Below are 26,553 nucleotides of genomic sequence, written 5' to 3'. Positions count from 1 at the left end.
ATTCGTTCATAAGCACTTCGAACTCGAACGCCTCATTCTCTAAGTTAACACCGCCGACTCATCCCGGGCGCAGCTTTATCAACCGGGGGCAGATATTGCCGGATATGCACGGGGACAGTTCCGGTCACTACATCGACGGCGAGTGGGTCGCCGGCGCGAGCGACGAGACCTTCGAGAGCATCGACCCGGCCACGGGCGAGTCGCTCGGGGAGTACCCCAGCGGTACCGACGCCGGCGTGGACCGCGCGCTCGCGGCCGCCGACGGGGCGTTCGACTCGTGGCGCGAGCGATCCCACATCGACCGCGCGGAGGTACTCTGGGACGTCTACCACGAACTCCGGGACCGCACGGACGAACTCGGGGAGATCGTCACCCGGGAGTGCGGCAAGGAGATCTCCGAGGGCCGGGCTGACGTGGTCGAGGCCGCGCACATGGTGGAGTGGGCCGCCGGCAACGCCCGCCACCCGCACGGGGAGGTCGTCCCGAGCGAGATCGCGAGCAAGGACTCGTTCATGCGGCGCAAGCCCCGCGGCGTCGTCGGCTGCATCACGCCGTGGAACTTCCCGGTCGCCATCCCGTTCTGGCACATGGCGGTCGCGCTCGTCGAGGGCAACACCGTCGTCTGGAAGCCCGCCGAGCAGACGCCCTGGTGTGGCGAGGTCGTCGCGGAGCTGCTTGCGGACGCCGGCGTCCCGGATGGCGTGTTCAACATGGTCCAGGGGTTCGGCGACGCCGGCGGCGCCATCGTCGACGACCCCCGCGTCGACACGGTCCTGTTCACCGGCTCTGCCGCCGTCGGCCACGAGATCGCCTCCCGTGTCGGCGGCGAGCCCGGCAAGCTGGCGGCCTGCGAGATGGGCGGGAAGAACGCCATCGTCATCACGGACGAAGCGGACATGGACATCGCGGTCCACTCGGCGGTGATGAGTTCGTTCAAGACGACCGGCCAGCGCTGTGTCTCCGCCGAGCGGCTCATCGTCCATACTGACGTCTACGACGAGTTCAGACGCCGCTTCGTCGACCTGGCCGAATCGGTCGCCGTCGGCGACCCGCTGGACGAGGGGACGTTCATGGGCCCGCTGGTCGACGAGAGCCAGGTCGAGAAGTTCGGCCGCTACAACGACCTCGCCCGCGAGGAGGGCGCCACCGTGCTCGTCGACCGCGAGGCGCTGGGCGCCGACGAGATCCCCGACGGTGCCGAGGCCGGCCACTGGGTCGGCCCGTTCGTCTACGAGATCGACCACGACCCCGAGGAGCCCAAGCGGGTCCTCCGGGAGGAGGTGTTCGGCCCGCACGTCGCGCTCGTCGAGTACGACGGGCCCATCGAGGAGGCGGTCGCCATCCAGAACGACTCGGACTACGGGCTCGCGGGCGCCATCATCAGCGAGGACTACCGCGAGATCAACCACTACCGCGACCACGCGGAGGTCGGGCTGGCCTACGCCAACCTCCCGTGTATCGGCGCGGAGGTCCAGCTCCCCTTCGGCGGCGTCAAGAAGTCCGGCAACGGCTACCCCTCCGCCCGGGAGGTCATCGAGGCCGTCACCGAACGGACCGCCTTCACGGTCAACAACGCCACCGATATCGAGATGGCACAGGGACTCTCCGCGGATATCACGACCGAGGAGGACTGACGCGGGGGGGACCCGCATCGGAACGCCGTCGCCGTCACGATCCACACGCCTCCGGAACGGGGTCCCGAACGGCTCGACACGGCCGCAGTCGGCTACGACCTCCGGCCGAATCCGTACGCGACCGCCTCCATCGTCGCATCGCGCCTGGTCGGGGCCGGGCCCCGGACCACGCCCCGGTCGTGTGACCCGGGGGCGGTCCGTGACGAACCGTCACATCCACACGACGGACCGGCCCGCCCTCACTGGCGCTCCAGACTCCCCATCACCTCGGGGACGAACATCCGGAACGGGCCGAACGGGAACACCGGACCGACGCCGGGCGTGAGCGCGAACAGCGGGGACCCGTCGGACGCCGCGGCCTCGGAGAACGTCTCCATCGCCCGGTCCGGCGTCGAGATCGGCCGGGTGACGCCGCTCACCGCGATCACGTGGTCGTCGTCGGTGACCCGGGCCACGCCGAGCACCACCGCCCACGGGCCGTCAACGCCGCTGACGACGCCGCCGAACGACCCGACCTCGGTGTCGCTGCCCAGCAGGGTCGTCTCCGGGGGACCGCCCTCGCCGAGGACGACCGCCTGTGGCCCCCCGAGCCACTCCACCGTGTCCCCGTCGGTGAGACCGGTCTCGGCCAGCACCCGCCTGGTGGCGTCCTGCTGGAGGAGCTCCGTCGTCTCCATCTCAACCAGCGGGTTGGCCGACTGCCCGGCGACCTCCGCGTTCGGCGTCGCCAGCACCCCCACCCCGAACGGCTGGCCCGCGAGCGGAACCGGGACGCCCGCGTCGAACGCTCGCTCGGCGGGGACATCGATGACGTCCCCCGCGGTGACGATCACGTCCCCCGCGAAGACGAACACCGTGTTCGCCGTCTCGACGGTCTCGCCGGATTCGACAGGCTGGGCCTCGTCCGGCATCCTGAGCGGTCCACGTCGGTCGGGCGACGTCCGGCTGTTCGGCACGAACACCCGGAAGCCGTCGGGGGAGTCCGGGGAGTAAGCGTCACCCCGGAAGTAGGTACGGGTCGGGAAGTAGTCATCACTCGGGGAGTAACAACAACTCGGGAAGAACGTCTCGCCGGAGACGACCGCCCCGGGACCGTCGCCGTCGTAGGTCACCGTATCGCCCCCGACGGCCGCGCCGGGCACCAGCCCCAGCAGCTGTTGGGGGGTGATCCCGTCACCGCCGCGGACCCCCTCCGGGATGAGCAGGCTGAACCGGTCGCCGGCGACCTGCACTCCCCCTTTGATGAACGACAGCTCCGCCTCGTCGATGCCGACCTCGCTCGCCAGCGCGTTGATGGCCGACCCCGACCCGGGGGTCTCGTTGACACTGCTGGCGAACCGTTCCACCAGCGTGGGCGTCTCGCGGGCCGGCCCGCGCTGGTAGACCGCGGCGTGGCTGGTGATCGACACCTCCACGTTGCCGCTCGGGCCCTCCCGTTCGATGGTCTCGGACTCGCTGGCGGTCTCGGCCAGCACCAGCTCCTCGCGGGGACCCTCGGGTAGGACGACCGGCGTGGCCTCGAAGGACTGCTCGGTCACCCCCGAACAGCCCGCCAGGCCGACCAGCGCCCCACCCCCCAGCGCCGCCAGCGTCCGTCGCCGCGACACCCGCCGGTCCGTCTCACTCATCGATGGCATATATTCACGTATGTAGCCCGGAACAAAAGCTACGGTGCCGTGAACGGGGAGCACAGACGTTCGTCCGGTCGAGACGCCGCCCAGCGACTCGCTTCCGACGAGGGCCGGCGTCGACGACGCCGTGGTGCTCGTACCCACGTACTACGACCTCGCCGAGTTCACCGACCTCCGCGAGTACGACCGGCTCCACACCCAGGTTCGCGGGCTGGGCGACGGCCCCGTCGTCACGTTCACCCACGAGGACCCCGCCCCGTTCTTCCCCGATGGCTGACCCGCCCGCGAGGCTCCCGCGGACGACGCCACGACCGGAAACCACTTGCCCCGCAGCGGCCACGGGCCGATAATGGACCTCCGGAACGCACGCGTCTGCATCACGGGCGGTGCGGGCTTCGTCGGCTCGCACCTGGCCGAGCACCTCCTCGGCGAGTTCGACGCGGACGTGCGGGTCGTCGACCGGTTCTCCAACGCCTCGCCCGACTGGATACCTGACGACGCGGCCGTGGTCGAGGGTGACCTGACCGACCCCGACACGCTCGCCGAGGGCATCACTCCGGACCGTGACATCGTCTTCCATCTCGCGGCCGACAAGGACGCCGCCGCGGACGACACCGCGCAGTTCCGGGCCAACACGGAGCTGACCCGCCGCGTCGTCGAGCGCATGGACGCCGTCGACGTCCGGAACGTCGCCTTCACCTCCTCCTCGACGGTGTACGGCGAGGCCCCCCGGCCCACCCCCGAGGACTACGCCCCGCTCGAACCCATCAGCGTCTACGGCGCCGCCAAGCTGGCCGAGGAGTCGCTGCTCTCGGTCTACGCCCACAGCCACGACTTCCGGGTCTGGTCGTTCCGCTTCGCCAACATCGTCGGCCCGCGGCTCCAGCTGGGCGCCGTGATCCCGGACTTCATCGGCAAGCTCCGCGAGGACCCCACCCGGCTGGAGATCCTCGGTGACGGCCGTCAGGAGAAGTCCTACCTCCACGTCACCGACTGCGTCGACGCGATGTGCCACGTCGTCGGACGCGCCGACCGTCCGGTCAACACCTACAACCTGGGCACCCGGACCACCACCGCCGTCCGGACCGTCGCCGACATCGTGGCCGACGAGATGGGGCTTGACCCCGCGTACGAGTTCACCGGCGGCGACCGCGGCTGGACCGGCGACGTCCCCCGGATGCGCCTCTCCGTCGAGAAGCTCGCCGGCCTCGGCTGGGCGGCCGGCGGCTCCAGCGACGACGCCGTCCGCCGGGCCACGCGTGAGTTGCTCGACCGCGGCGTGTACGGCCTCGACGAGGCGCTCTGACCCACGGCACGCCCCCGTCGGACCCCCGCTACTGCCCCCGCGCTCGCGCCCGGTGGAACAGTCTTATACCGTGCCGTCTCGTCGGTTTCCGGTATGAGCACCGTCGACGAAACGGACCTCTCCGAGGACGAGCAGGCCGGCCTGGAGCTCATCCAGGCGGTCGGGGACATCCACCAGAGCGACTTCTGGAAGGAGCTCGAGGTCGACTCCCGGAAGGGGAGCCGCATCCTCGAATCGCTCGAGGAGAAGGGGTATATCGAACGCGAGGAGACCGTCTACGACGGCCACAACACCTACCTCATCGAGCCCATCTACGACCCCCGCGATCTGGACTTCTCCCTGCTGATGGCCGGTGACATGCTCAGCCCGTTCATCGGCGACGAGGAGATCAACACCAACAGCGACCAGTTCTCCCAGTACATCATGACGCTGGCGTACGAGGAGTACTGAACGGGCTTTGACGCCCCGGACCTCCTCGGGGCGCCTGCGGCGCCCTCGTGCCGGGGAACTGCGCTCGCGCGGATGAAACGATACGATTCCTCCATTTCTGGGTGGAACCGAAGATAAGAACTCTCGAATGCTGTCTCGGGAATCATACGACATACTTGGAGGTTTCGGGGTCGGTTATCCAGAAACACCGGGCGCTGACATCTCCGAGGGAGTCGGGTGGCTGCAGAGCGGACAGCTACCGTCCGGATCCCGCCCGGCACTCAGTACTTCGGCTCGGCGCCGGTGATCTCGTAGAGGTCCTCCATCAGGCCGTCCCGGCGGTCGCGCCAGGCGTCGAAGCCGTCGGGTGAGGTGGGGTAATCGTCATAGATGTCCCGGAGGTCGGCGGCGATGCCGTTCACCTTCCGGAGTTCGAGGAGGGTACTCCAGTGGCCGAACGTCCTGACGAGGGTCTTCAGCTTGAGACCCAGGCCCATCGAGGCGGTGCCGTCGCGGGCCATCACGTCGGCGATCTGCTGGCCGGGTAGCGCCGAGATGACGGAGACGAGTTCGTCCATCTCGTAGGTGCCGCCCCAGATGTTGTAGAGGTCCATCGCGGCGAACCGCTTGCCGAAGTCGGTCATCACCTTGCGGTTGTAGTCCCAGAAGGCGGCCTCGTCGTCGGCGGTCCCCTCGGAGACGGCCTCGACTGCGTCGAGAGCAGCCCAGTGGCCGGCCTTGGCGGCGCCGGGGATGCCGCCGCCGGTGGTGGGGTTGACGTGGGCCGCGGCGTCGCCCACGGCGATGAAGCCCGGCGCGGTGGCCGAGTCGTACGGCCGCCGGGTCGGGAGCGCGGCCCCGAGCTTGTCCTTGACGGTGGCGTTCCGGAACTCCGGTCGGTTCCGGACGTCGTCCCGGAGGACGCTCACGAGCTTCATGGGGTCCTTGTTCATCTGGAAGCCCAGCCCGACGTTGATCTCCGTCTCGGTGCGCGGGAAGTACCAGAGGTACCCCAGTTCATCGGTCGGCTTGAAGACGAGCGAGTCGTGGTAGTCGACCGGCTCGTCGACCTCGATGACCTCTCGGTAGGCCGAGCAGAACTGCGAGTAGCTGACGTTGGTGTCGAACGTCGGACTCCCGAGATCGGTCCTGTCCTGGAGGATGGAGAGTGCGCCCGCGGCGTCGATGGTCACGTCGGCCTCGTAGGTCGTCACCGAGCCGTTCGAGGCGGTCTTGACGCCCTCGACCTGGCCGTTCTGGATGACGTCCTGAACGACGGTGTCGTAGTGGATGTCGGCGCCCGCGGACTCTGCCTCCTCGAGGAGGATTTCGCCGTACCGCTTGCGATCGAGAACGGCCCCGCCGTCCCCCTTCATCTCGATGTCGAGCATCCCGCCCTGCGGGTTCTCGAACACCGCCCGCTGGATCTCGTCGTTGGTGAACGACTCCCGGCGGAGCCGCTCCCGGTCGATCACGTCGGGGAACGTGGAGGCCCCCTTGACGGCGTCACCGCAGGCGATATGACCCGCCTCCTCCTCGGACTTGCGCTCGAGGATGGCGACGTCCACACCCTCTCGGGCGGCCGTGGCCGCGGCGAACGCGCCGGCGGTCCCGCCACCGACTACGAGGACGTCGTACGTCTCGGCTGGCATGTCCGCTAGTTACCCGACGCTAACTTAAAATACACTCCCTTCCGGTCGGTGGTCAGTCGCCGATGAAGCGACCGAGCAGTCCGCCCTCGTCGTCGTCATCGGCATCGTCGCCCCCGTCGTCGCCCTCGTCGGCTGCCGCCGTCCCGGCGACGCCGTCGTCCGCCGGGCCCCCGTCGCCGCTCGCCGAAGCGCTCGGCCCGCCGCCGTCGGCCGCGCCCCTCGCCTCGGCCGCCACCGCGCGACTCCAGTCGCCGAACCCGTCGACGAGCCGGTCGTAGGCCTTCGCCGCCGGGGCGTCGGGGACGCTGTAGCGGACCGGCTCCAGCGACGCCATGCGGTCGTCCACCGGCACCACCCCGGCGGCCTCCATGCCGACCTCCTCCGCGATACCGCCGATATCCGTCCGGTCGGTCGCCCGGTTGAGGACCGTCCCGATGAGCGGGGCCCCGTTCCGCTGGCACTCGATGGCCGTCCCGTTGGCCGTCCGGACGTGGGTCTCGTCCGGCGTCGTGGTGATGACCACGCCGTCGGCGACGCCAACCGGCGCCGTCGCGGCGACCGACTCGCCGCCCGTGTCGACGACGATGGCGTCGTACGCCATCGCCAGTCCCTGCAGCACGTCGGCCAGGACCTCCGTGCCCACGGACGCGAGTCCGCGCTCGGACGGCCAGCCAGCGATGACCGGCACGGCGTCCACGTCGGGGAAGTCGGTCCCCTCGACGCCGGCCGTCTCGGCGTCGCCGGACCGGAAGGTGGTGCGGTCCTCCGTGAGCGACTCGCGGTACGCCAGCAGGTCCGACTCCGGCACGCTGGCGGGCGAGAGCTCGTGTTCGGTCGTCGCCGCCCGGACGTCCGCGTCGCCGTCGATGACGTCCGCCAGCATCGCCTCGTGGTCGAGGCCGAGCAGTTCGGTCACGTTCCCGCTGGTGTCGGCGTCGAGAACGGCCGCGTACTGCCCGTCGGCGCGGAAGGCGACGGCGGCGTTCAGCGCCGTCGTCGTCTTGCCGGAGCCGTCCCCCCCGGCGACCGCGTAGATGTCCATACCGCATGTAGGCTGCCACCCGGTTAATAAACTGTCCCCGCACTTCCGGTTCCAGTGGGAACGAGGGCTCGCGGGAGGTCCGGCCGGCCCGGCCGCGGAACGGTCCCCGGGCCCCGGAACCGCCCGCCTCGGCCCGCCCCTGTCAACAGTTACTTAGGGCGCTTCGGCCTACTCCCGGCAATGAGTAATCAGGGAGCCGAACAGTCGGACAAACAGAAGTACGAGTTCAAGAAGGTCATCGAGGAGCTGAAGGAGTTCGAGGGGTCGGGCACGCAGCTGGTGAGTATCTACGTCCCGGAGGACCGCCAGATCAGCAGCGTCGCCCAGCACGTCACCCAGGAGCACTCCGAGGCCTCGAACATCAAGTCGAAGCAGACCCGGACCGCGGTGCAGGACGCCCTGACCAGCATCAAGGACCGGCTGAAGTACTACGACACCTACCCGCCGGAGAACGGGATGGTCCTCTTCTCGGGCGCCATCGACAGCGGCGGCGGCCGCACGGAGATGATCACCCGCACCCTGGAGTCGCCGCCCCAGCCCATCGAGTCGTTCCGCTACCACTGCGATTCGGACTTCCTCACGGAACCGCTGGAGCACATGCTCGAGGATCAGGGCCTCTTCGGCCTCATCGTCCTCGACCGGCGCGAGGCGAACGTCGGCTGGCTGCGGGGCAAGCGCGTCGAGGCAGTCAAGTCGGCGTCCTCGCTGGTCCCCGGCAAGCAGCGGAAGGGTGGCCAGTCCGCCCAGCGGTTCGCCCGACTGCGGCTGGAGGCCATCGACAACTTCTATCAGGAGGTCGCGGGGATGGCCAACGACCTGATGGTGAAGAAGCGCCACGAGATGGACGGTATCCTCGTGGGCGGCCCCTCGCCGACGAAGGACGAGTTCCTCGACGGCGACTATCTCCACCACGAACTCGGCGATCTCGTCCTCGGGAAGTTCGACGTCTCCTACACGGACGAGTCCGGGCTGAACGACCTCGTCGACGCGGCCGGCGACGTGCTGGCAGACCACGAGGTGATGAAGGACAAGCGGGAGATGGAGGAGTTCTTCGAGGAGCTCCACGACGGCGAGCGGGCGACCTACGGGTTCCAGCAGACCCGACGGAACCTCATGATGGGCTCCGTCGATCGGCTGCTCATCTCCGAGGACCTCCGGCAGGACGTGGTCGTCTACGACTGCAACGGGACGGAGGAGTTCGAGACCGTCAGCCGCCGCGCCGAGACCCCCGACCACGAGTGCGAGAACGGCGCCGGGGCCGAGGTCCAGGAGCGCGAGGACGCCATCGACCACCTCATCGGGATCGCCGAACAGCGCGGCACCGAGACGAAGTTCATCTCCACCGACTTCGAGAAGGGCGAGCAGCTGATGACCGCCTTCGGCGGCGTCGCCGGCATCCTGCGGTACTCGACCGGCGTGTGACGCCGACCGGCGGGGGTAGCCGTTCCGCCTGTTATCTACCGAGGTTTATATCACGGACCGCCGACCGGACGAGTGACCAGCTGCAGCCGGCCGGCGGCCGTGGTACAAGCGACCGATTCCACAACGGCTATTCGGCGGGCGGCTGAACACCGAGCCGTTATGAGCAATCAGCGGCAGCAACAGGTCGGTGGCCCGATGGCTGGCGAGATGCCGATGCTCGGCCTGGGGACCTGGGAGAACGAGGACCCCGAGCAGTGTGCCGAGAGCGTCGCCACGGCCCTGGAGACTGGCTACCGACATATCGACACCGCCCAGATCTACGGCAACGAGGACGCGGTCGGCGACGGCATCGCCCGCGCCGACGTGCCCCGGGAGGACGTGTTCCTGGCGACGAAGGTGTGGATCGACAAGCTGGGGTACGACGACGTGCTCGCGTCGACCCGGGAGAGCCTCGACCGGCTCGGCGTCGACTACGTCGACCTGCTGTACGTCCACTGGCCGGCCCAGGCGTACGACCCCGAGCGGACGCTGGCAGCGTTCCAGGAGCTCCGCGACGAGGGGGTAGTCGAGCGCATCGGCGTCTCCAACTTCGAACCCGAACACCTCGACCGCGCGACGGAGGCACTGGGGGCGCAGCCCTTCGCCAATCAGGTCGAACTGCACCCGCTGCTCCAGCAGGACGACCTCCGGCGCTACTGCGAGGCCGACGGCATCGAACTGGTCGCGTACTCCCCGCTGGCCCGCGGCGAGGTGTTCAACGCCCCCGAACTGAACGATATCGCCGCGGAACACGGTGTCAGCGAGGCGCAGGTGTCGCTGGCCTGGCTCCGGGAGAAGGGCGTCACCACCATCCCGAAGGCGACCGGCGAGGACCACATCACCGACAACTGGGCCTCGCTCGACCTCGAGCTGCGCGACGAGGAGATCGCGACCATCGATGGTATCGACCGGACGGACCGGCGCGTCCACCCGGGCTTTGGACCCGACGCCTGGGACGAGTAACGGTCCCGCACTCCGACGGCCCCGGCCCATCCTCTCCCCGTCTCGGGCGGAAGGTTGACGTGGGCCGGCCGCAACCGGGGCGACATGGCGACCGAGGAACCCGACGGCGTCATCGACGGCATCCGTCTCGACGTCAGACGGCTACACGAGACGTGGATGGAGCTGCTGTTCCCCCGTCAGCGTGGCGCCCAGCACTCGGTGCTCGGGAAGTGGAAGCCCTCCACCACCGGGGACAAGGTCAAGTACAACCTCTGGGCCGCCATCGGGACGCCGCTGGTCCTGGTGCTCTATCCCCTGATGCTGGTCGGTCTGCTCGTCCGCTTCTACTCGCAGCGCTTCGACAGCCTCGCCACCCGCATCGGGCTCGGTGGCACCGTCCTCGTGATGACGGTCATCTGGGGCGCATTGACCGCCCTCGTCAGGGTGTACGGTGGCTACGGCACTCCCGGGTTCGTGGCCGTGCTCGTGGCGAGCGTCACCGCGGTGGTCTCGTCGGGGTTGGCCTTCCTGTTCTGGGCCAAGGGCGGCCGGGCCGCTACTATCCTCGCCGCCTACCCGTTCGGCGTGACGGCGCTCGTCCTCCCGCCGGTCGTGGCCGCCTTCTACTCCGAGACCGTCGGCGCCATCGTGTTCACGCAGAGCCGGCAGATCGCCATCGTCCTGCTGAACCGGCTGTTCCAGCCCATCGGTCTGCGGGACCTCCTCACCAGCACCTTCCAGCTCCAGGGCATCGCCTTCGTCATCATGTGGTTCGCCATCGCGGTCCCGGTCGGCTGGCTGCTCGGCCTGCTGGTCTCGCTGGCGAACCTCACTCGACCGACCGACGAGGACGAAGAGGGCGGGGGTCCGAACACGGGCGGCGCCGAGGCGACCGACGACTGAACGCGGCAGACGCCCCCGCGGCACCAACGCTGATTAGTCGGTCGTGCCTGGGGCCGGTATGGAGTTCGACACGACCGTCACCGGTGGTATCTTCGTGCTCATCATCGCTGTCGCCGTTGGAGGGCTCATCGGCTCGAACGTGATGCCGACGAACACGATCCTGATGATGGTCCTCCCCTCGATGCTCGCCTTCGGCCTCATCTGCCTCGGCATCGGCGTGAAACACGGGGAGCACCGAGCCGGGTCGTCCGGAAGGCTGTAACCGAGTAGTTCGAAAGGTTCGCATCCCGAACGCCGTGTTCCCCTCCAATACTCCGCTTTTGGATGGAACCTGCCTTTTCCGAAGGATATCACCCGTCAGCGGTCCCCGATGCCCGGCGCGGGAGCGTACGACTGGTCCCGGGCGACGACCGTTCCGGGAACGAACCGGAGCAGCACCATCTCCTCGCCCCACTCGTGCGGGTCGCCGAAGCGTGCCTCGTCCCACTTCTCCCTGTCGGACCCGAGATACCCCGTGAGGAGCCGTTCGGCCCGCTCGGGGTCGTGTGGCTCCACGGATGCCCGGCCCCGCATCCCGACGTGCTGTACCCGCCCGGTCGACCGGTCGAAGTCGACGATGGCGAGTGCCGTCTCGGGCTGCCGTTCGATGCGCCGTGGGTACGTCTTCCGCGTATCCCCGATGATTCAGACGGCGCCGTCCTCCCAGCGGAACCACAGCGGCGAGACGCGGGGCGCCCCCTCGTCCGTGGTCGCCAGGAAGCAGAACAGCGGGCGCTGGAGGAACGTCTCTACGTCCGCGTCCAGCGTGTTCTCGATGACCTCCATGCCGGAGTGTGAGGGCCGTTCCCGATAGTAGTGCCGTCGAGTAGCGTACGTTCGGAGGGGCCGAGCCGGCGTGGATCTCGCACGATTCGGGGCCGCGCTCGTGACACTAGCAACAGGCACCGCGCCCTGGAATCAGGCAGTAGGAGTGTGCTCCCGACACCAGCAACAGGCCCGCATCTGTGAAACTGTTAACAAGCACCGCGCCCGTGACACAGGAACTGAGAACTGCATACGCGCGCCGAAGGCGCGCGTTTCACCGGCCCGAAGCGAGTCTCACGCCGGCGGAGCCGGCGTGAGCGAGCGGAGCAGCGGCCTTTTTCTGAACGTTTTTTCAGCAAGCGGTTCGCGAAGGCGGCCGGCGAGGCCGGCCGACAAGCGAACCCGCCGCCGAAAAAAGCTCACATGTAGCCGAGGTCGCGTAGCCGCTTCATCAGGTCCTCCTTGTCCTGGGCGCGCTCGCCGCGCTCGGAGGTGTTCGCCATGTCCTGCAGCCACGCCGGTTCGCTGGAGGACTTGCCCGTCGAGACCTCGGAGCCGAGCGAGCGGAAGCCCTCGAAGTACTTCGGCGAGACCGGGATGTCCTCGTGGGTCAGACCGTTCGGCAGGTCGTCGAAGTCCTGCGGAACGTAGCCCTCGTCCGGGTAGCCCTCGACGGTCTCCGGGACGACGAAGTACCAGAAGGCGTCCCAGACGTCGGACTCCATGAACTGGAGGATGGGCTGAACCCGGTCGTGGGGCGGGTAGATGTCGGGGTCGTGGCGCGGCGAGAAGAACGTCTCGTCAGCGCGGGCCTCCTGCTCGTCCCAGCGGATGCCCGAGATGATGCCGTCGATGTCGTGCTCCTCGAGCGCGTCGTTCAGCGCGACCGTCTTCAGCAGGTGGTTGCCGACGTAGGTGTCGAGCAGGAACGGGAACGTGTCCTCCTCGTACTCCAGGATGTCCCGGACGTGGTGCTGGTTGTGCTCGGAGAGGGCGTCGATGGGGATGTCGTCGCCCGGCTCCAGGCCGTTCTCGTCGACGTAGTCGCCGACGTCCGTGTTCCGGGCGTACTCGACTTCGAGGTCCCACTCGTCGGCCCAGCGCTCGACGAACTCCATCAGCTCGTCGAAATGCTGGTAGTGGTCGATGAAGACCGTCGGCGGCATCTCGAGGTCGAACTGCTCGATGACCTCCTTGACGAAGTACAGCGTCAGGGTCGAGTCCTTCCCCCCGGTCCACATGATGGCCGGGTTCTCGTACTCGCGCAGGCCGGTCTCCACGACCTCGAGGGCCTTCTCGATCTTGTCCTCGATGGTCGGGTGGTCCTCGGGGTTCTCGCCTTCACCGTCGGTGTAGTCGACGTCAAGGTAGTCGGGGAACGCGTCGCTCATTCTGTAATGAGATGTAATTAGCGAGTTGTAAGTGCTTTTCGGCACTCGACGCCCCTGAGGGATGGTCACACAGGGAGGGATGGTCACACAGGGAGTGATGGTCACACAGGGAGTGATGGTCACACAGGGAGGGATGATCACACAGGGAGTGATGGTCACACAGGGAGTATCCGATCCGCGCGCTCGCGGGCGCGCTCGCGGAACCCCAGACAGGACAGGGGTTCTGAGCCCGTAGAAGTGGCCGGCGACTCAGTTGATGAACTCGTTGTCGCGCCAGTCGACGCCGCCGTTCTCCTGCTCGCGGGGGTCCTCGACGATCTTCACGCGCGCCGGGCGGTCCTCGCCGTCGACGACGCGGACGGCCTCCAGGTCGCCACTGACGGCGACGATCGCCTCGAGCGAACCCTTATCGGCCGTGCGGGCGAGGTTGCAGAGCACCTCGAACATGGGGTACTGCAGCTCGGTGTTCTGGAGCACGGTCTCGCGGTCGCCCTTGAAACAGGCGTACTCCATGAGCTTCGAGCGGACCTCCTCCTCGGCCTCCTGCTCGCCGCCGAGGCTGGACCAGGACGGGCCGCCACCACTGCCGCTGGAGGCGACCGCGCCGCCGGGTTCGTCGTCCGGCGGGGTCTCCTGCCACTCGCCGTCCTCGTTCTCGTAGACGCGGTTCTCCGTGACGCTGGCCTTCAACTGCGCGGTCGGGGTGTACTTCGAGAGGTTCTCCTCGGCGGCGATCGAGGAGATGATGAGCGTATTGTTACGACGCTTGATCTCGATATCGTCGATCTCAACCGGGAGTTCGGGGTCCTCGAAGAAGTCGTGGACGTCTTCGAGTGGCAGTTCGAGTGTCGAGTGGAGTCTGAATACACTGCTTTTCATGATATCCCTGTCCCTGGGGAACGGCCGACCCCCGCATCTGGGTGGTCACCAGGATTTAGGGATTTCTCACTTATATTCCTGTCTCTCGGGGGAGGAGTGGCCGTCCGTGCCGGAGATCACCCGCGTGCGGCCGTCTCAGACCCGAAGCGTCTCGCCGAGGTCGCCACGCTCGTCCAGTTCGGCCAGCACGTCACTCCCGCCGACGAACTCGCCGTCGACGAACGTCTGGGGGATCGTCTCCCAGCCGCTCTCGCCCTCCAGCGCTGCGCGGTACTCGTCCAACGACTCCAGGACGTCGACGGTCTCGAACTCCTCGCGGTGCTGCTTGATCAGGTTCAGTGCCCGGTCGGAGTAGCCACACTGGGGCATCAGCGGTGTCCCCTTCATGAACAGCACCACCTCGCTGTCGGCGATGGTGGTCGCGACCTGTTCCTCGACCTCCTCCTGTGGCAGACTGCTCTCGGGGTCGAACGTCATATCACATGGTCGTGCGCGATGGCTCATATCCCTTCCGGGGGCCGTCGGTCACCTGCTCGAAGGGTGGTTACCGTCCGGCTACCGACCAGTTAACTGTAACCCGCACGTATCTGCACCCGATGACCGATAGCGAACTCGAAAGCGAGTACGAGGTGGCAGTCGTCGGCGGCGGCCCGGCGGGGCTGACGGCGGCCCTCTACACGACCCGGCTGGGACACGACACCGTCGTCATCAACCGGGGCGGCGGCCGCGCGGCGATGATGCTCGACACCCACAACGTCATCGGCGTCACCGAGGACGTGTCGGGCAACGAGTTCCTCCGGACGGCCCAGCAGCAGGTCCAGGCCTACGGCGCGGACTACCACCGCGACTTCGTGAGCGACGCCGAGCGGCTCGAGGACGGCCGCATCCGGCTGGGCGCCAGCGACGCCGAGGTCGTCGTCGACCACGTCGTCCTGGCGACAGGGTTCTCCGATGTGAAGCCGGACCCGCCGCTCCCGCGGACGGGGCGTGGCCTCCACTGGTGTCTCCACTGCGACGCCTACATGTTCGTCGACCAGCCAGTCTGGGTGATGGGAACCGGCGAGGCCGCCGCGAAGGTGGCCATGATCATGCTCAACTTCACCGACGAGGTGGACCTGCTCACCCGCGGCGACGAGCCCGAGTGGTCCGAGGAGACCGACCGCCAGCTCGCCGCCCACCCCGTCGACATCATCCACGAGGACGTCGCCGAGATCGAGAAGGGTGAGGACGGTTGGCTCGAGGCGCTCGTCTTCGAGGACGGCCGTCGCCGGGCCTACCGCGGCGGCTTCCCGATGTACGGCAGCGACTACAACACGGACCTCGCCGAGCAGCTCGGCGTCGAGCTCAACGACGACGGCACCGTCGCGGTCGACGACCACGGCCACACCAGCGTCGAGGGCGTCTCCGCCGTCGGCGACGTCGTCCCCGGCCACAACCAGATCCCCGTCGCGATGGGCCAGGGCGCAAAGGCCGGGATCGGTATCCACTACCGCCTCCGGGAGTACCCGCGCCCGCTCGACGAGATCGAGAGCGAGGGCGAGGTGACGACCGATCAGGTGCCCGGCATCAGCGGGCGGATGCGCGAGCGAGCCCGCGAGCACAACGCCGACGCCGCCGCGCCCCCGGTCGAGACCGGCGAGACGAGCAGCGCCGACGACTGACACGAGCGTCCTCGCGCTGCGGACTGTCCCGTCGGCCGGCCGTCTGCGGCGGGTGACGGTCCGCCCCGCACTCGACGCACTGTACGCGGGTCGACGTTCTCCCTGTTTCGTATCGATATCCGGAGAATATCGGATATGTGCCGTATCCGATGATTACGTGGATAGATACGGGGATAACGTGGCCAGAAGAGAGATATGATGGAAACGGTTTCGATCGTCAGCCGTTCGCGGTGTCGGTCGATGTCCCCGTCAACGTGGGCGTCGGGGTCGCCGTCGTGGTCTCCGTCTCGGTGTTCTCCTCTTCCGTGGCCGTGACGGTCTCCTCGTCGCTCGACTCGACCTCCTCCTTCAGCGTCACCGTCCCGTCCTCGTACTCGACCTCGACCTCGACCTCCTCGGCGTCACTCGGAACCGCGAGGGTAACGTTGCCGCCGGCGTTCGTCAGGTACTCATCACCCTCATAGGTGACCGTCGCGTTCTCAACGGCGGTCCCGTTCTGGGAGACGTAGACGGTCGCGTTCTCGCCGGCGGTGACGTTGCCGACGAACTCGGCGTCGAACTCGGCCGTCTCGTCGTCGGCCATCTCGTCGCCGCGGTCCGGGTCGTCGCGCTCGTCCTGGCCGCGCTCCTCGTCCGCGTCCTCATCGTCATCGACGCGGTCGATGGGCACGTCCGTGCCGGATTCGCTCGCGACCGGCTTGATGTTGTACGAGCCGGACCGGCCCCGCTTGATGATCGTGATGTCGTAGACGAAGTCGATCTCGCTGTCCGGGGCGGCCTCGAAGTTCTCGTTGAGCTGGATCTCCTCGGAGGGGAGCTTCACGTCCGTACTGCTGCCGTCCGTGAGCGTCCCGTTCACCTCGTTCACGTGGATGAAGACCTTCGTGTAGTTCCCCGCGGGGATGCCGAACGAGTTCAGGAGGGTGGCGTTGTCACCCTGCAGTCGGGTGAGGTCCACCGTCCGGTCGTCCACGTCGTACTCCGTCCAGTTGCCGGACTCGCCGCCGCGCTGGAAGCCAACTGCCTCGATGGTGACGTTCAGGTGGCGGAAGTCGTCGATGGCGTTCTGCTGGTCGCTGACGTAGAAGTTCATCTTCGCCTGGTCGCCCGCCGACCCGTCGTCCGTGGGCGTCGCGGTCATCTCCTCGTCGTCCATCTCCTCGTCATCGTCGTCGACGCGGTCGATGGGGACCTCGGTACCGGATTCGCTCGCGACCGGCTGGATGTTGTACGACCCGGACTGGCCCCGCTTGATGACGGTGATGTCGTAGACGAAGTCGACCGACTCGTTGGTACCGACGACGAACTGCTGGTTGATGCGGAGCTTCTCCGAGGGGAGTTTCACATCGGCGCTGCTGCCGTCGGTCAGCGTCCCGTTGATCTCGCTCACACTGATCCGAACCTGCGTGTACGTGCCGTTCTCCACCTCGAACTCCTCCAGCAGGGTCGCGTTGTCGCCCTTGAGACGGGTGAGGTCGACCGTGCGGTCGTCGATGTCGAAGCGCTGTACGCCACTGTCGTCCATCTCCTCGTCGGTGGCGCCGGCGCTGGTGGTGGCGGTGTTGTCCGTGGGTGTGGATCCGTCCTCGTCGTCGTCCTCGCTCCCGGCCCTCCGGAACTCGACCTGGGAGACGGTGACGTTCAGGTGCTCGAAGTCCTCGATGGCACCCGGCTGGTCGCTGATGTAGAAGTTGATCGTCCCGACCGCATCGCCCGATGTCCCGTCGCTCGGTTCGCCGCTATCGCCGGGGCCCGTGCCGCCGAACGAACAGCCGGCGGTCACGAGCATGAGCGCCACCAGAGCGGCTGCGAACTGCCGTTTCATGTCCACCGGAGGGCAGTCGACGTGAACGTAGAAGGCTTATGGCCGATTTCGGCAGGAGCGCCCGTAGCGGCCCGCTGCTGGTGATATCTGTCGGGGGTCCGGAGCCGCGTCAGGACTCGGGGGGACCCCGCGCGAGGTGCACCGTCGTTCCCTCGTACCCGAACGCTACCTCGGTCGCGTCGGTGCCCGCGGGCACGCCACCCGAACCGTTCCCGTTCGCCCGTCGTCCGGCGACTGAACGGACTGAACGGCGCGGACCCGACACCCTCGCGTCGCGCCGCCCATCCGACACGGGTTTCACGTGGCGCCCCCGACGGGAACGGTATGTCCCTTCACGTGACGTTCCTCGGCACCGGCGGGGCGGTCCCGTCGGTCCGGCGGAACACGTCGGCGCTCATGCTGCGCCGCGAGGGCGACCGTCTCCTGTTCGACTGCGGCGAGGGGACACAGCGCCAGATGATGCGCTACGGCACTGGCTTCGACGTCTCCCACCTCTTCGTCACCCACATGCACGGGGACCACACGCTCGGCATCCCCGGCCTGCTCCAGACCTGGGATTTCAACGACCGCGAGGCGTCGCTGGCGGTCCACGTTCCGAGCGGGGAGCGCCGGGCGATGCGGCGTCTGCTCGACGGCACCGGGACGGACACCGGGTTCCCGGTCCGCATCAACGAGGTGGGCGCGGGCGACGTGGCCCTGGAGCACGAGGAGTACGAGGTGCGGGCCTTCGAGACGGAACACCGGACGCGGTCGGTCGGGTACGCACTCGTCGAGGCCGCCCGGAAGGGCCGCTTCGACCGCGACCGGGCGCAGGAGCTCGGCGTCCCCGTCGGGCCGAAGTTCTCCACGCTCCACGACGGCGAGGCCGTCGAACTGGACGACGGCACCGTCGTCCGGCCCGAGCAGGTCGTCGGGGAGCCCCGACCGGGACGGACGGTGGTCTACACCGGCGACACGCGGCCGACCGAGGCGACCGAGCAGGTCGCCGCCGGTGCCGACCTCCTCGTCCACGACGCCACGTTCGCCGAGGCCGACGCCGAGCGCGCCCCGCAGACGGGCCACTCGACCGCCCGCGAGGCGGCCGAACTCGCCGCCAGCGCCGGCGTGGCGCGGCTCGCGCTGGTCCACGTCTCCTCGCGCTATGCCGGCAGATCGGACGTCCTCGCCGAGGAGGCCCGCGAGCGCTTCGACGAGGTGTGCCTCCCCGACGACGGCGACGAACTGGACGTTCCCTACCCGGACGCCTGACGGCGGGGCCCCCTGCCCGTCGTCCGTACGTCGTCAGCCCAGGAGCCCGCTGCCGCCGCCGTCGTTGCGCTCGCCGGTGCCGTCGTCGCCCGAGTCGTGACCCAGCATCGCGGCCACGTCGAGAAAGCCCGCGCCGCTCTCGTTCTCGCCGAGGCCGAGGTCCTCCGTGTTCGTCTTCAGCGCGTCCCGGACCTCGCTCCGGCTGCTCGCACCGTCCGCGACAGCCTGTGCGGCGGCCCCGGAGACGTGTGGGCAGGCCGTGCTGGTCCCCGAGAGGGTCTCGTAGGAATCCCCGTCGTACGTCGAGTAGACGTCGGCGCCCGGCGCGGCGATCCCGACCTCCGGTCCGGTCGAGGAGAAGTCCGCGAGCCGGTCGTCGTCGTTCGTCGCACTGACGGCGATGCACTCGGGATACGCCGCCGAGTAGCCGACGCAGTCCGTGCAGGGGCCGTCGTTGCCGGCCGCGGCGACCAGCGTGACGCCCCGGTCGGCGGCGTACTCGCAGGCCTCCTGCAGCGTGCTCGAGGCCCCGCCACCGACCGACAGGCTGGCGACCGCCCAGCCCCGGTCGGCGGTGTACTCGATCCCCTTCGCCACGTCGGAGGTGGAGCCGCTCCCCAGCGCCCCGAGTACCTTCACCGCGTGCAGGACAGCCGTCGTGGAGACGCCGATGACCCCCTCCCCGTCGTCCACCGCGTTCGCGGTGCCGGCACAGTGGGTGCCGTGACCGTTGTCGTCCTCCCAGGCCGGCCCGGACAGCTCCGAGGTCGTGACGAAGGCCTTGCCGTCGCCGAGGTTGTCGGCCAGGTCAGGGTGGTCGTGGTCGACGCCGGTGTCGACGATGGCCACGTCGACGCCGTCACCGGTGTCGCCGTTCGCGTGGGCCACCTCCGCGTCCGTCCGGTCGATGCCCCAGGGGACGCTCTCGCCGAGTGCCTCCATCTCCCCGTCACGCTCGACGTAGCGGACGTCGCCGCGGCGCCGGAGCCCCCGCGCCGCGTTCGGGTCGGCTTCGATGGTGAGCGTGTCGAACGCGAACTCGTGGACCACCGAGCTGGCACGGTTCCGGGCCGCCCGGGCGCCGCCGGGCCGGTCGTAGCCCACGTTGTAGCGCCGCCGGCCGTCGCCGTCCGCTGCGCTCGCGAGGTCAGTGGTCGCCGCCGCACCGGCACCGCCGAGTAGTCCGAGTGTTGCACGTCGAGAGATCGGGGGGTCACGTACCATACGTCACCGGAGTCCACCGAACGGATGCTCAGCGCTCTGCCGTGTATGGCCTGAGGTTTTTGTTCGGGCCCGCGAGGCGGGTATCTATCCACCCGGCCATCCATCACGGTCGCGGGGCCGGCGCCCCGGGGCGGTCATGGGGGTGTCTCGAGCCGGAACAGGTCCTCGACGGCGCAGTCGAAGTGGGCCGCGAGTTTCAGCGCCAGTTCGAGCGACGGATCGTACCGGCCCCGCTCGACGGCGTTGATGGTCTGCCGGGTGACGTCGACGGCCGCCGCGAGGTCGCCCTGGCTGAGCCCCTCGCGCTCCCGGTGTTCGCGGAGGTCCGACTCCATCACCGACGACGGACCCGTGCGAGGGCCACGAAGACCCCCCAGACGACGAACAGGCCGGCGATGAAGAGGGCCGCGTAGTAGAACCAGTCGGGCCAGGTCACGTGCCCCAGCGCGCGGGCCGCGACCATCGCGGGGAAGACGACTGCCGACGTCATCCCCACGGCGGCGACGGTGTGTCGGCCCGCCTCGTCGAGGACGGCGCGGTCCCGCTCGTCGAAGGTGGGGCGACCGCTCCGGCGGCCGATGGCGACGGCCGTGACCGCGCCGATGCCGAACGCGGCGACCCCGACGAGCGGGTAGCCGGCCGCGATGAGGGCGCCGTACAGCACGCTGCCGACGGCCCAGCAGGCCACGTACAGCGAGCGGGTCGATTCGAGCGGGGGGCGGAGAGCGGTATCGGTCATGGTGTAAAACTTCCTTTACAGTGTAACGTATACTTTACACCCATTTCAACCTTTCTCCCCCGGCGTCGCGCCGCCCGGATGCGGCTGGGAGTGGGCCGGCGCGGGATTTATTCGGGTCCGCTGCCCACATCATGTGTGAGCACCCGAACGAGTGCCCTTGACGCAGTCGTGTTCGGGGTCGACATCCAGAGCGGCGACGTGCGCGGCGAGTCGCCCTCCTACGCCGTCGTCGCGTTCGACGGGGAGAACGTCGACCGGGACGTGGTCTCCTACCGGAAACTGATGCGCCTCATCGACCGGGAGGAGCCCGCCATCGTCGCGACGGACAACACCTACGAGCTCGCGACGGACAAGGACGATCTGGTGCGGTTCCTCCGGGAGCTCCCCTCGGAGACGACGCTGGTGCAGGTGACGGGCGCCGAGCAGCCCGAGCCGCTCTCGCGGGTCGCGCGCCGGCACGGGGTGCCGTACGGGAAGAAGCCGATGAAGGAGGCCGAGGCCGCCGCCCGGCTGGCGGCGCGCAACGTCGGCCAGGCGGTTACCGCGTTCGCCGACCGCACGACCGTGAAGATCGCCCGAGGGCGCTCGACCGGCGGTGGCGGGGGCTGGTCCGAGGACCGCTTCACCCGCCGCATCCACGGCAGCGTGAAGACGAAGACCAGGGACGTGGAGCGCCAGCTTGACGAGGCCGGCCTCGACTACGACCAGGAGGTGACCGAGAAGTACGGCGGCTACTCACGGGCGCTGTTCCACGTCGAGGCGACGCCCGCGGAGCTCCCGGTCTCCCGGGAACGGGCCGGCGACACCCGCATCGAGATCGACCGCGAGCGCAAGGACGGCATCGAGTACGCGCCGCTGGTCCAGCGCCGCGACCACGTCCTCGTCGGTATCGACCCCGGGACGACGACCGCCGTCGCCGTGGTCGGCCTGGACGGCGAGGTACTGGAGACGCTGTCGACCCGCACGGCCGACACGGCCGACGTCATCGAGTGGATCATCGACCGCGGCCGGCCGGTCCTCGTGGCGGCGGACGTGACGCCGATGCCAGAGACCGTCGAGAAGATCCGCCGGTCGTTCGACGCCGCCGGCTGGGTTCCCGAGACGGACCTGCCGGTCGACAGCAAGCAGCACCGGACCCGCGAGGAGGCCTACGACAACGACCACGAGCGCGACGCGATGGCGGCCGCGCTTCACGCGTTCGACGGCCACGAGGACCAGTTCGAGCGCATCGCCCGGAAGATTCCCGCGGGCTTCGACCGCGGCGAGGTCACCAAGCGCGTCGTCGCCGACGAGGAGTCCGTCGAGGCCGTCATCACGGACCTGACGGACGACCCGGAGGGGGACGACGAGTCCACCAGCCACGACCCCCGGGAGCTGACCGCCGAGGAGAAGGAGATCAAGCGGCTGGAGGCACGCGTCGACCGGCTGGAGGACCACGTCGAGGAGCTCCGCGACACCGTCCAGCGCAAGGACGAGCGCATCGCGGAGTACGAGGAGGAGCTGAGCGAGGCCCGCCGCGAGGAGCGCCAGGAGGCGCGCGAGCGCCGCGAGGTCGCCCGCCTCCAGCGCGAGAACGACCGTCTCGAACGCGAACTCACGGAGGAGCGCGAGGCCGTCGACGAGCTGGAGGACAAGCTGGAGCGGCTGAAGGCGCTCTGGCGGCTCGACCACTCCGATTTCGCCGACGTGGCCGACGAGCAGTCCGGGCTGGTCCCCGTCAAGCCCGTCGAACAGTTCACCACGACCGCAATCGAGGACGCCCAGGAACGGTTCGGCCTCGCGGAGGACGACGTCATCCTCCTGCGCGACGCCTCCGGTGCCGGCCGGCGCACCGCCGAGCTGCTCGCCGAGGTCGAGCCCAGGGTCGTGCTCCGCCACGGCAACCTCTCCGAGCAGGCCGACCGGGTGCTGTTCGAGCACGAGATCCCCGAGGGCCCGGCCGACGGGGTGACGATACAGGAGGTGGACGAGCTCGCGGTGGCGCGCGAGCGCGAGATCGAGGCGGTCATCGAGGACTGGGAGCGCCGTGCGGACGACCGGCGGAGGGACCAGAACGCGGAGATGGTCGACCAGATCATCAGCGAGCACCGGGCCGACCGGCCCTCGGAGAGCGACTGACGGCCGCGCCGGTCACGGGTCGCGTCGTGGCAGTGTCGGTCCCGACGAGGGTTCGGTGCCGGACTCAGAGCATCCCGCCCATGCCCATCTCCTCCATCGCGGATTCGACGAGGCCGCGGGCGACCATCCCCATCCCGACGGCCACCAGCGCGACGCCGACGGCGGCGACCTTGTTCTCCCGGGCGACCACGAGCAGTCCCAGCACGAGCGCCAGCGCGCCCTTCCGTCCGACCTCGCCGAGTGACTCCTGCGCTTCCTCGATTTCCATGTCCGTCGGGTTTCGCCCGTGTGTGAAAAAGTCACGGAAACGCCTCGCCCGGGCCGCTCGCAGCCGCCGCCCGGCCAATGCCGGTGGATACATACCCCCGGCGGCCGCGGCCCCGATATGCGAGCCGCGGACCCCATCGACCACGAGACGTGGAGTGACGAGCAGGCGGCGACGACCGTGACCGTGGACGGCCACAGCGTCAGGATGGCGTACCGCGACGCCGGCCCGACCGACCGCGAGGAGCCCCGGGATACGCTCGTGTTCGTCCACGGCATCCCGACGTGGGGCTACCTCTGGCGGCGCGTGGCGCCCGCCTTCGAGGACGAGTTCCGCGTGGTCGTCCCGGATCTGGTCGGCTACGGCAACTCCTCGGCCCGTGAGGGGTTCGACCGCTCCATCCGCGCCCAGGAGCAGGCCCTCGACGGACTGCTCGCGGACCTGGGCGTGGAGTCGTTCAGCGTCGTCGCGCACGACATCGGCGGCGGGGCCGCGCTGCGACTCGCCGCCCACCAGCCCGGCCGCGTCGAGCGGTTCGTCGCCTCGAACCTCGTCTGCTACGACTCCTTCCCCGTCGAGTTCATCTCGAGCTTCGGCCTCCCCCGCACCGAGGGGATGGACCGCGAGGAGTTCGTCGGCAAGCTCGACTTCGCCTTCGCCGAGGGCGCCTACGGCGAGGCCGACCCCGGGTTCGTCGAGGGGATGAAGGCGCCGTGGCTCCGCGAGGACGGCCAGCGCGCCCTCGCCCGGGCGGCCGTCTCGACCAACACCAACCACACGATGGAGATCCCCTACGGGGACATCGAGGCCCAGCTCCTCTGCCTCTGGGCCGAGGACGACGTCATGCAGCCCGTCGAGTACGGCGAGCGGCTGGCCGACGACGTCGGCGGCGAGGTCGTTCGGCTCTCGGACGCCTACCACTGGGTGCCCGAGGACGCCGCCGCCGAGTACCGACGGGAACTGGCCGCGTTCCTCGGTGTCTGAGCCCGTGACGACCCGCCCCCCGGCTGTGTGTCCGAAAGAGGCAGGTACCCGCAATGTGAGGCCCTATACATGACAGGTGACGCCCCCGACTGGGAGTTCAAGCCCCGGGACGTGTACGTCCTCCGCGAGCTGTCGCGCGACCCACAGCTCTCCTCGCGGGACCTGGCCCGCATCCTGGAGGAGAAGTACGACATCGACGTCTCGCACGTCACGGTCAGCGAGTCCATCCGGGGGATGCGCGAGCACGGCGTCTTCCGCGAGGCCGTCATCCCCAACGAGGAGTACTTCATTTTCGGGCTGTTCGAGTTCAAGCTCAACCCGGAGAACTTCGACGACGGCTGGCGCGACGCCATGGAGTACATCCGCGACTCGCCGAACACGCTGTTCTACTTCCTCTCCGACGGGGAGTACCAGTGGAAGTCGGTGATGATGTTCGCCTCCCGGCAGGCCGAGTCCAAGTGGATCCACGAGTTCTACAAGACGCACGGGCCCGTCGTCGAGAACATCCGCAACTCCGTCATCCACAACGTGCTGAAGTTCCGAACGGACCCGGAGATCCTCGCGAGCCTGGACGAGAACAACCCCCGCGAGTAGCGCCGGCCTCAGCCGTCGAGGGACTTCTCGAACTCGTACTCGGCCGTCGTCTCGCCGCCGACCGCCGCCTCGACCTCGCGGGTCCGCTCGAACCCCCGCGATTCGAGGAAGCCGACGGCGACAGCGTTGTCCGCGAGCGCCGAGCAGACCATCCGCTCGGCACCGCGGTCGGCCGCCCACGCCTCGAGCGCCGCCAGCAGCTCGCTCCCGACCCCCTCGCCCCACCGGTCGGGGTCGACGTACAGCGTGAACAGCTCGACCTCGTCGGCCCACTCGCGCGCCGCGCTGGCGAAGCCGACGACCGTCTCGCCGTCCCCCGGGCTCTCACCGCCGGCCTCCGTCTCCACGGCAACGAGGAACCGGAAGTCCGGCTGGTCGGCCGCCTCGGCGGCGACCTCGCCGAGGAACGCCTCGTCGTAGAGGTCCGCCAGCGCGGTCCGGACGGCCTCGGCCGACAGCGCGGCCGAGCAGGCCGCCCACCACGCGTCCGCAGCGACCGCGGCGACGGCATCCGCGTCGTCGGGCGTGGCCTCGCGGAGCCTCACGACGGGTCGGCCCTCTCGTCCGCGACGTCCGCCTCGGAGCCGGGGACGGCGGGGGCGTCCTCCGGTGCCTCGTCGCCGTCGCGGGCACGGGTGACGTCGTCGAAGAGCGCATCGGCGTCGGTGTCGGCGCCGGTCCGGGCGAAGAAGTTCGCCACGTTCCGGCAGTCCCGCTCTAAGAACTCGGTGGCGTGGGGGTGATGCACCGTGACCGCCTGGCCGAGGTCCAGCAGCGCCAGTTCCCCCTCGTGGACGACGATGTTGTACTCCGAGAGGTCCCCGTGGACGAGGCCGGCGTCGTAGAGCCGACGGGTGTACTCCCGGACCACCTCGTAGGCGGTCTCCGGGTTCTCCACGTCCACCTCGTTGAGGCGGTGGGCCCGCCGGCCGTCGGTGCCGAGGAACTCCATCACGAGGACGTTCCGCTGCACGGCGACCGGCTCGGGGACCCGGACCCCGGCCGCGATGGCGCGCTTGAGGTTGGCGTACTCCTTCTTCGTCCACGCGGTGACGACCTTCTTCTTGTCCGAGCCGATGCCCTCGAAGCGGGGGTCGCCCTCGAGATAGTCACGCATCGAGCGGAAGTCGGAGGCGTTGATGCGGTAGATCTTCACCGCGACCTCGGTGTCCGGGGCGGCCGCGAGGTAGACGTTGGCCTCCTTCCCGGTCGAGAGCGGGCCGCCGAACGCGTCGATGTAGCCGTCTTGGACGAGTTTGTACAGCGCGCCCAGGGTGGCATCGTCGAACACCGACGCCTCAACCTTGAACTGGTCGGCGTCCTTGATGCGCTTGCGGAACTCGAGGAACTCGCGGTCGCGCCGCCGGGCGATGCGGTCGGCCTCGGTGTCCGAGACATCCAGTTCCTCCCACTCGTCGCCGAACCCGTCGGACTCGGCCGGTTCGAGCAGCTCACCGGTGACGTCTCGGTCCGACATCAGGCCGAGATATGCCCCTCTTCCCGGAGCTGGTCGGCGTCCTGCTTCTCGTACCGCCAGGTGATGTCACCCTTCTCGTCCTGCCAGTCCCACGGCTCGACGAGGACCACGTCGTCCTCGCGGATCCAGATGCGCTTCTGCATCCGGCCCGGGATGCGGGCTGTCCGCTCCGTGCCGTCCATACACCTGACCGTGACCCGATTCGCGCCGAGCATCTCCGTGACGACCGCGAACACCTCGTCCTCGTCCGGCATGCGGAGGTTCTTCCGGCCGCCGTCGTCATCGCTCATACCCTCCGGTTCGGCGCCCCGGCGTTTAACTTTCCTGCATAATCGCGACCCCTC

General features: G+C 68.9%; 29 protein-coding genes. 13 read left to right on the top strand and 16 right to left on the bottom strand.

The window, feature by feature from the left end; genetic code table 11:
* The first annotated feature begins 104 nt into the window (after positions 1–104).
* A complete protein-coding gene (locus tag DP107_RS15665) occupies positions 105–1,634 on the top strand; it encodes an aldehyde dehydrogenase family protein (protein WP_144263075.1) in 1,530 nt (509 codons plus the stop codon).
* 239 nt (positions 1,635–1,873) lie between these two features.
* On the opposite strand, the gene DP107_RS15660 is transcribed toward DP107_RS15665, so the two are convergent.
* Positions 1,874–3,262, bottom strand: coding sequence for a DUF6517 family protein (locus DP107_RS15660; RefSeq protein WP_144263074.1), 1,389 nt, complete (start codon positions 3,260–3,262; stop codon positions 1,874–1,876).
* 133 nt (positions 3,263–3,395) lie between these two features.
* On the opposite strand from DP107_RS15660, the gene DP107_RS20225 reads away from it, so the two are divergent.
* The 3 genes from DP107_RS20225 (at position 3,396) to DP107_RS15650 (ending at position 5,021) form a co-directional block, all read left to right on the top strand.
* Complete coding sequence (locus DP107_RS20225; protein ID WP_185977351.1) at positions 3,396–3,542, top strand: hypothetical protein; 147 nt, start codon at positions 3,396–3,398, stop codon at positions 3,540–3,542.
* A 72-nt stretch (positions 3,543–3,614) separates the two neighbouring features.
* A complete protein-coding gene (locus DP107_RS15655) occupies positions 3,615–4,571 on the top strand; it encodes an NAD-dependent epimerase/dehydratase family protein (RefSeq protein WP_144263073.1) in 957 nt (318 codons plus the stop codon).
* 93 nt (positions 4,572–4,664) lie between these two features.
* Complete coding sequence (locus tag DP107_RS15650) at positions 4,665–5,021, top strand: helix-turn-helix transcriptional regulator (protein WP_144263072.1); 357 nt, start codon at positions 4,665–4,667, stop codon at positions 5,019–5,021.
* A gap of 260 nt (positions 5,022–5,281) precedes the next feature.
* Here DP107_RS15650 and DP107_RS15645 read toward each other — a convergent pair whose 3' ends face one another.
* Both DP107_RS15645 and DP107_RS15640 read right to left on the bottom strand, forming a co-directional pair.
* Positions 5,282–6,652: a geranylgeranyl reductase family protein gene (locus DP107_RS15645; RefSeq protein WP_144263071.1), complete on the bottom strand. Its 1,371-nt coding sequence runs from the start codon at positions 6,650–6,652 to the stop codon at positions 5,282–5,284.
* Positions 6,653–6,704: 52 nt separating this feature from the next.
* Complete coding sequence (locus DP107_RS15640) at positions 6,705–7,694, bottom strand: MinD/ParA family ATP-binding protein (RefSeq protein WP_144263070.1); 990 nt, start codon at positions 7,692–7,694, stop codon at positions 6,705–6,707.
* 180 nt (positions 7,695–7,874) lie between these two features.
* Here DP107_RS15640 and prf1 point away from each other — a divergent pair, with 180 nt between their 5' ends.
* From prf1 to DP107_RS15620, 4 genes are all read left to right on the top strand, one after another.
* Positions 7,875–9,116: a peptide chain release factor aRF-1 gene (gene prf1, locus DP107_RS15635; protein WP_144263069.1), complete on the top strand. Its 1,242-nt coding sequence runs from the start codon at positions 7,875–7,877 to the stop codon at positions 9,114–9,116.
* Positions 9,117–9,323: 207 nt separating this feature from the next.
* Positions 9,324–10,118 carry an aldo/keto reductase gene (locus DP107_RS15630; protein WP_144263079.1) on the top strand — a complete coding sequence of 265 codons (795 nt, stop codon included), beginning with the start codon at positions 9,324–9,326 and terminating at the stop codon, positions 10,116–10,118.
* An 84-nt stretch (positions 10,119–10,202) separates the two neighbouring features.
* Positions 10,203–11,000, top strand: a complete 798-nt coding sequence (locus DP107_RS15625) for a hypothetical protein (RefSeq protein ID WP_144263068.1) — start codon at positions 10,203–10,205, stop codon at positions 10,998–11,000.
* A 58-nt stretch (positions 11,001–11,058) separates the two neighbouring features.
* On the top strand, positions 11,059–11,262 hold the full coding sequence (locus tag DP107_RS15620; RefSeq protein WP_144263067.1) for a DUF7333 family protein: 204 nt from the start codon (positions 11,059–11,061) through the stop codon (positions 11,260–11,262).
* Positions 11,263–11,357: 95 nt separating this feature from the next.
* Here DP107_RS15620 and DP107_RS20875 read toward each other — a convergent pair whose 3' ends face one another.
* From DP107_RS20875 to DP107_RS15600, 5 genes are all read right to left on the bottom strand, one after another.
* Entirely contained in the window at positions 11,358–11,555 is a 198-nt protein-coding gene (locus DP107_RS20875) for a hypothetical protein (protein WP_238330902.1), read from the bottom strand.
* A 129-nt stretch (positions 11,556–11,684) separates the two neighbouring features.
* Complete coding sequence (locus tag DP107_RS20870) at positions 11,685–11,825, bottom strand: pyridoxamine 5'-phosphate oxidase family protein (RefSeq protein WP_238330901.1); 141 nt, start codon at positions 11,823–11,825, stop codon at positions 11,685–11,687.
* 398 nt (positions 11,826–12,223) lie between these two features.
* Positions 12,224–13,195, bottom strand: coding sequence for a phosphoadenosine phosphosulfate reductase family protein (locus DP107_RS15610; RefSeq protein ID WP_144263066.1), 972 nt, complete (start codon positions 13,193–13,195; stop codon positions 12,224–12,226).
* A gap of 249 nt (positions 13,196–13,444) precedes the next feature.
* Entirely contained in the window at positions 13,445–14,074 is a 630-nt protein-coding gene (locus tag DP107_RS15605; RefSeq protein ID WP_144263065.1) for a DUF7110 family protein, read from the bottom strand.
* Between the two features lie 135 nt (positions 14,075–14,209).
* Positions 14,210–14,551, bottom strand: a complete 342-nt coding sequence (locus DP107_RS15600) for a glutaredoxin family protein (protein WP_144263064.1) — start codon at positions 14,549–14,551, stop codon at positions 14,210–14,212.
* 119 nt (positions 14,552–14,670) lie between these two features.
* On the opposite strand from DP107_RS15600, the gene DP107_RS15595 reads away from it, so the two are divergent.
* Entirely contained in the window at positions 14,671–15,735 is a 1,065-nt protein-coding gene (locus DP107_RS15595; protein WP_144263063.1) for an NAD(P)/FAD-dependent oxidoreductase, read from the top strand.
* Between the two features lie 217 nt (positions 15,736–15,952).
* Here DP107_RS15595 and DP107_RS15590 read toward each other — a convergent pair whose 3' ends face one another.
* Positions 15,953–17,560, bottom strand: a complete 1,608-nt coding sequence (locus DP107_RS15590) for a DUF4382 domain-containing protein (protein ID WP_144263062.1) — start codon at positions 17,558–17,560, stop codon at positions 15,953–15,955.
* Between the two features lie 324 nt (positions 17,561–17,884).
* Here DP107_RS15590 and rnz point away from each other — a divergent pair, with 324 nt between their 5' ends.
* Positions 17,885–18,808: a ribonuclease Z gene (rnz, locus tag DP107_RS15585; protein ID WP_144263061.1), complete on the top strand. Its 924-nt coding sequence runs from the start codon at positions 17,885–17,887 to the stop codon at positions 18,806–18,808.
* A 33-nt stretch (positions 18,809–18,841) separates the two neighbouring features.
* Here the strand turns inward: rnz and DP107_RS15580 are convergent, their stop codons facing one another.
* From DP107_RS15580 to DP107_RS15570, 3 genes are all read right to left on the bottom strand, one after another.
* Complete coding sequence (locus DP107_RS15580; protein WP_144263060.1) at positions 18,842–20,032, bottom strand: S8 family peptidase; 1,191 nt, start codon at positions 20,030–20,032, stop codon at positions 18,842–18,844.
* Between the two features lie 134 nt (positions 20,033–20,166).
* Positions 20,167–20,367 (bottom strand): helix-turn-helix transcriptional regulator, encoded by a 201-nt coding sequence (locus DP107_RS15575; RefSeq protein WP_144263059.1) that lies wholly within the window; start codon positions 20,365–20,367, stop codon positions 20,167–20,169.
* Entirely contained in the window at positions 20,367–20,771 is a 405-nt protein-coding gene (locus DP107_RS15570) for a DUF2178 domain-containing protein (protein ID WP_144263058.1), read from the bottom strand. Before DP107_RS15570 ends, DP107_RS15575 begins: the two co-directional genes overlap by 1 nt.
* 135 nt (positions 20,772–20,906) lie before the next feature.
* Here DP107_RS15570 and DP107_RS15565 point away from each other — a divergent pair, with 135 nt between their 5' ends.
* Entirely contained in the window at positions 20,907–22,889 is a 1,983-nt protein-coding gene (locus DP107_RS15565; RefSeq protein WP_144263057.1) for a DUF460 domain-containing protein, read from the top strand.
* A gap of 64 nt (positions 22,890–22,953) precedes the next feature.
* Here DP107_RS15565 and DP107_RS15560 read toward each other — a convergent pair whose 3' ends face one another.
* The gene (locus DP107_RS15560) at positions 22,954–23,157 is read right to left on the bottom strand and encodes a DUF7470 family protein (protein WP_144263056.1); all 204 of its coding nucleotides are present in this window, start codon (positions 23,155–23,157) and stop codon (positions 22,954–22,956) included.
* Between the two features lie 117 nt (positions 23,158–23,274).
* On the opposite strand from DP107_RS15560, the gene DP107_RS15555 reads away from it, so the two are divergent.
* Positions 23,275–24,138 carry an alpha/beta fold hydrolase gene (locus DP107_RS15555; RefSeq protein ID WP_144263055.1) on the top strand — a complete coding sequence of 288 codons (864 nt, stop codon included), beginning with the start codon at positions 23,275–23,277 and terminating at the stop codon, positions 24,136–24,138.
* 69 nt (positions 24,139–24,207) lie between these two features.
* Positions 24,208–24,732 (top strand): Lrp/AsnC family transcriptional regulator, encoded by a 525-nt coding sequence (locus DP107_RS15550; RefSeq protein WP_144263054.1) that lies wholly within the window; start codon positions 24,208–24,210, stop codon positions 24,730–24,732.
* 8 nt (positions 24,733–24,740) lie between these two features.
* Here DP107_RS15550 and DP107_RS20220 read toward each other — a convergent pair whose 3' ends face one another.
* Genes DP107_RS20220 through eif1A form a run of 3 tightly spaced genes read right to left on the bottom strand, consistent with a single transcriptional unit; the run spans position 24,741 to position 26,499 of the window.
* The gene (locus DP107_RS20220; protein ID WP_185977350.1) at positions 24,741–25,277 is read right to left on the bottom strand and encodes a GNAT family N-acetyltransferase; all 537 of its coding nucleotides are present in this window, start codon (positions 25,275–25,277) and stop codon (positions 24,741–24,743) included.
* The gene (gene rio1, locus DP107_RS20215; RefSeq protein WP_185977349.1) at positions 25,274–26,209 is read right to left on the bottom strand and encodes a serine/threonine-protein kinase Rio1; all 936 of its coding nucleotides are present in this window, start codon (positions 26,207–26,209) and stop codon (positions 25,274–25,276) included. Before rio1 ends, DP107_RS20220 begins: the two co-directional genes overlap by 4 nt.
* Positions 26,209–26,499, bottom strand: coding sequence for a translation initiation factor eIF-1A (gene eif1A / locus DP107_RS15540; protein WP_144263053.1), 291 nt, complete (start codon positions 26,497–26,499; stop codon positions 26,209–26,211). The genes rio1 and eif1A overlap by 1 nt, the downstream gene beginning before the upstream one ends.
* Positions 26,500–26,553: the final 54 nt, after the last annotated feature.

It is taken from the genome of Haloglomus irregulare (assembly GCF_007421925.1).
Classification (GTDB): Archaea; Halobacteriota; Halobacteria; order Halobacteriales; family Haloarculaceae; genus Haloglomus; species Haloglomus irregulare.
This window is presented reverse-complemented; position numbering and strand designations above follow the sequence as displayed.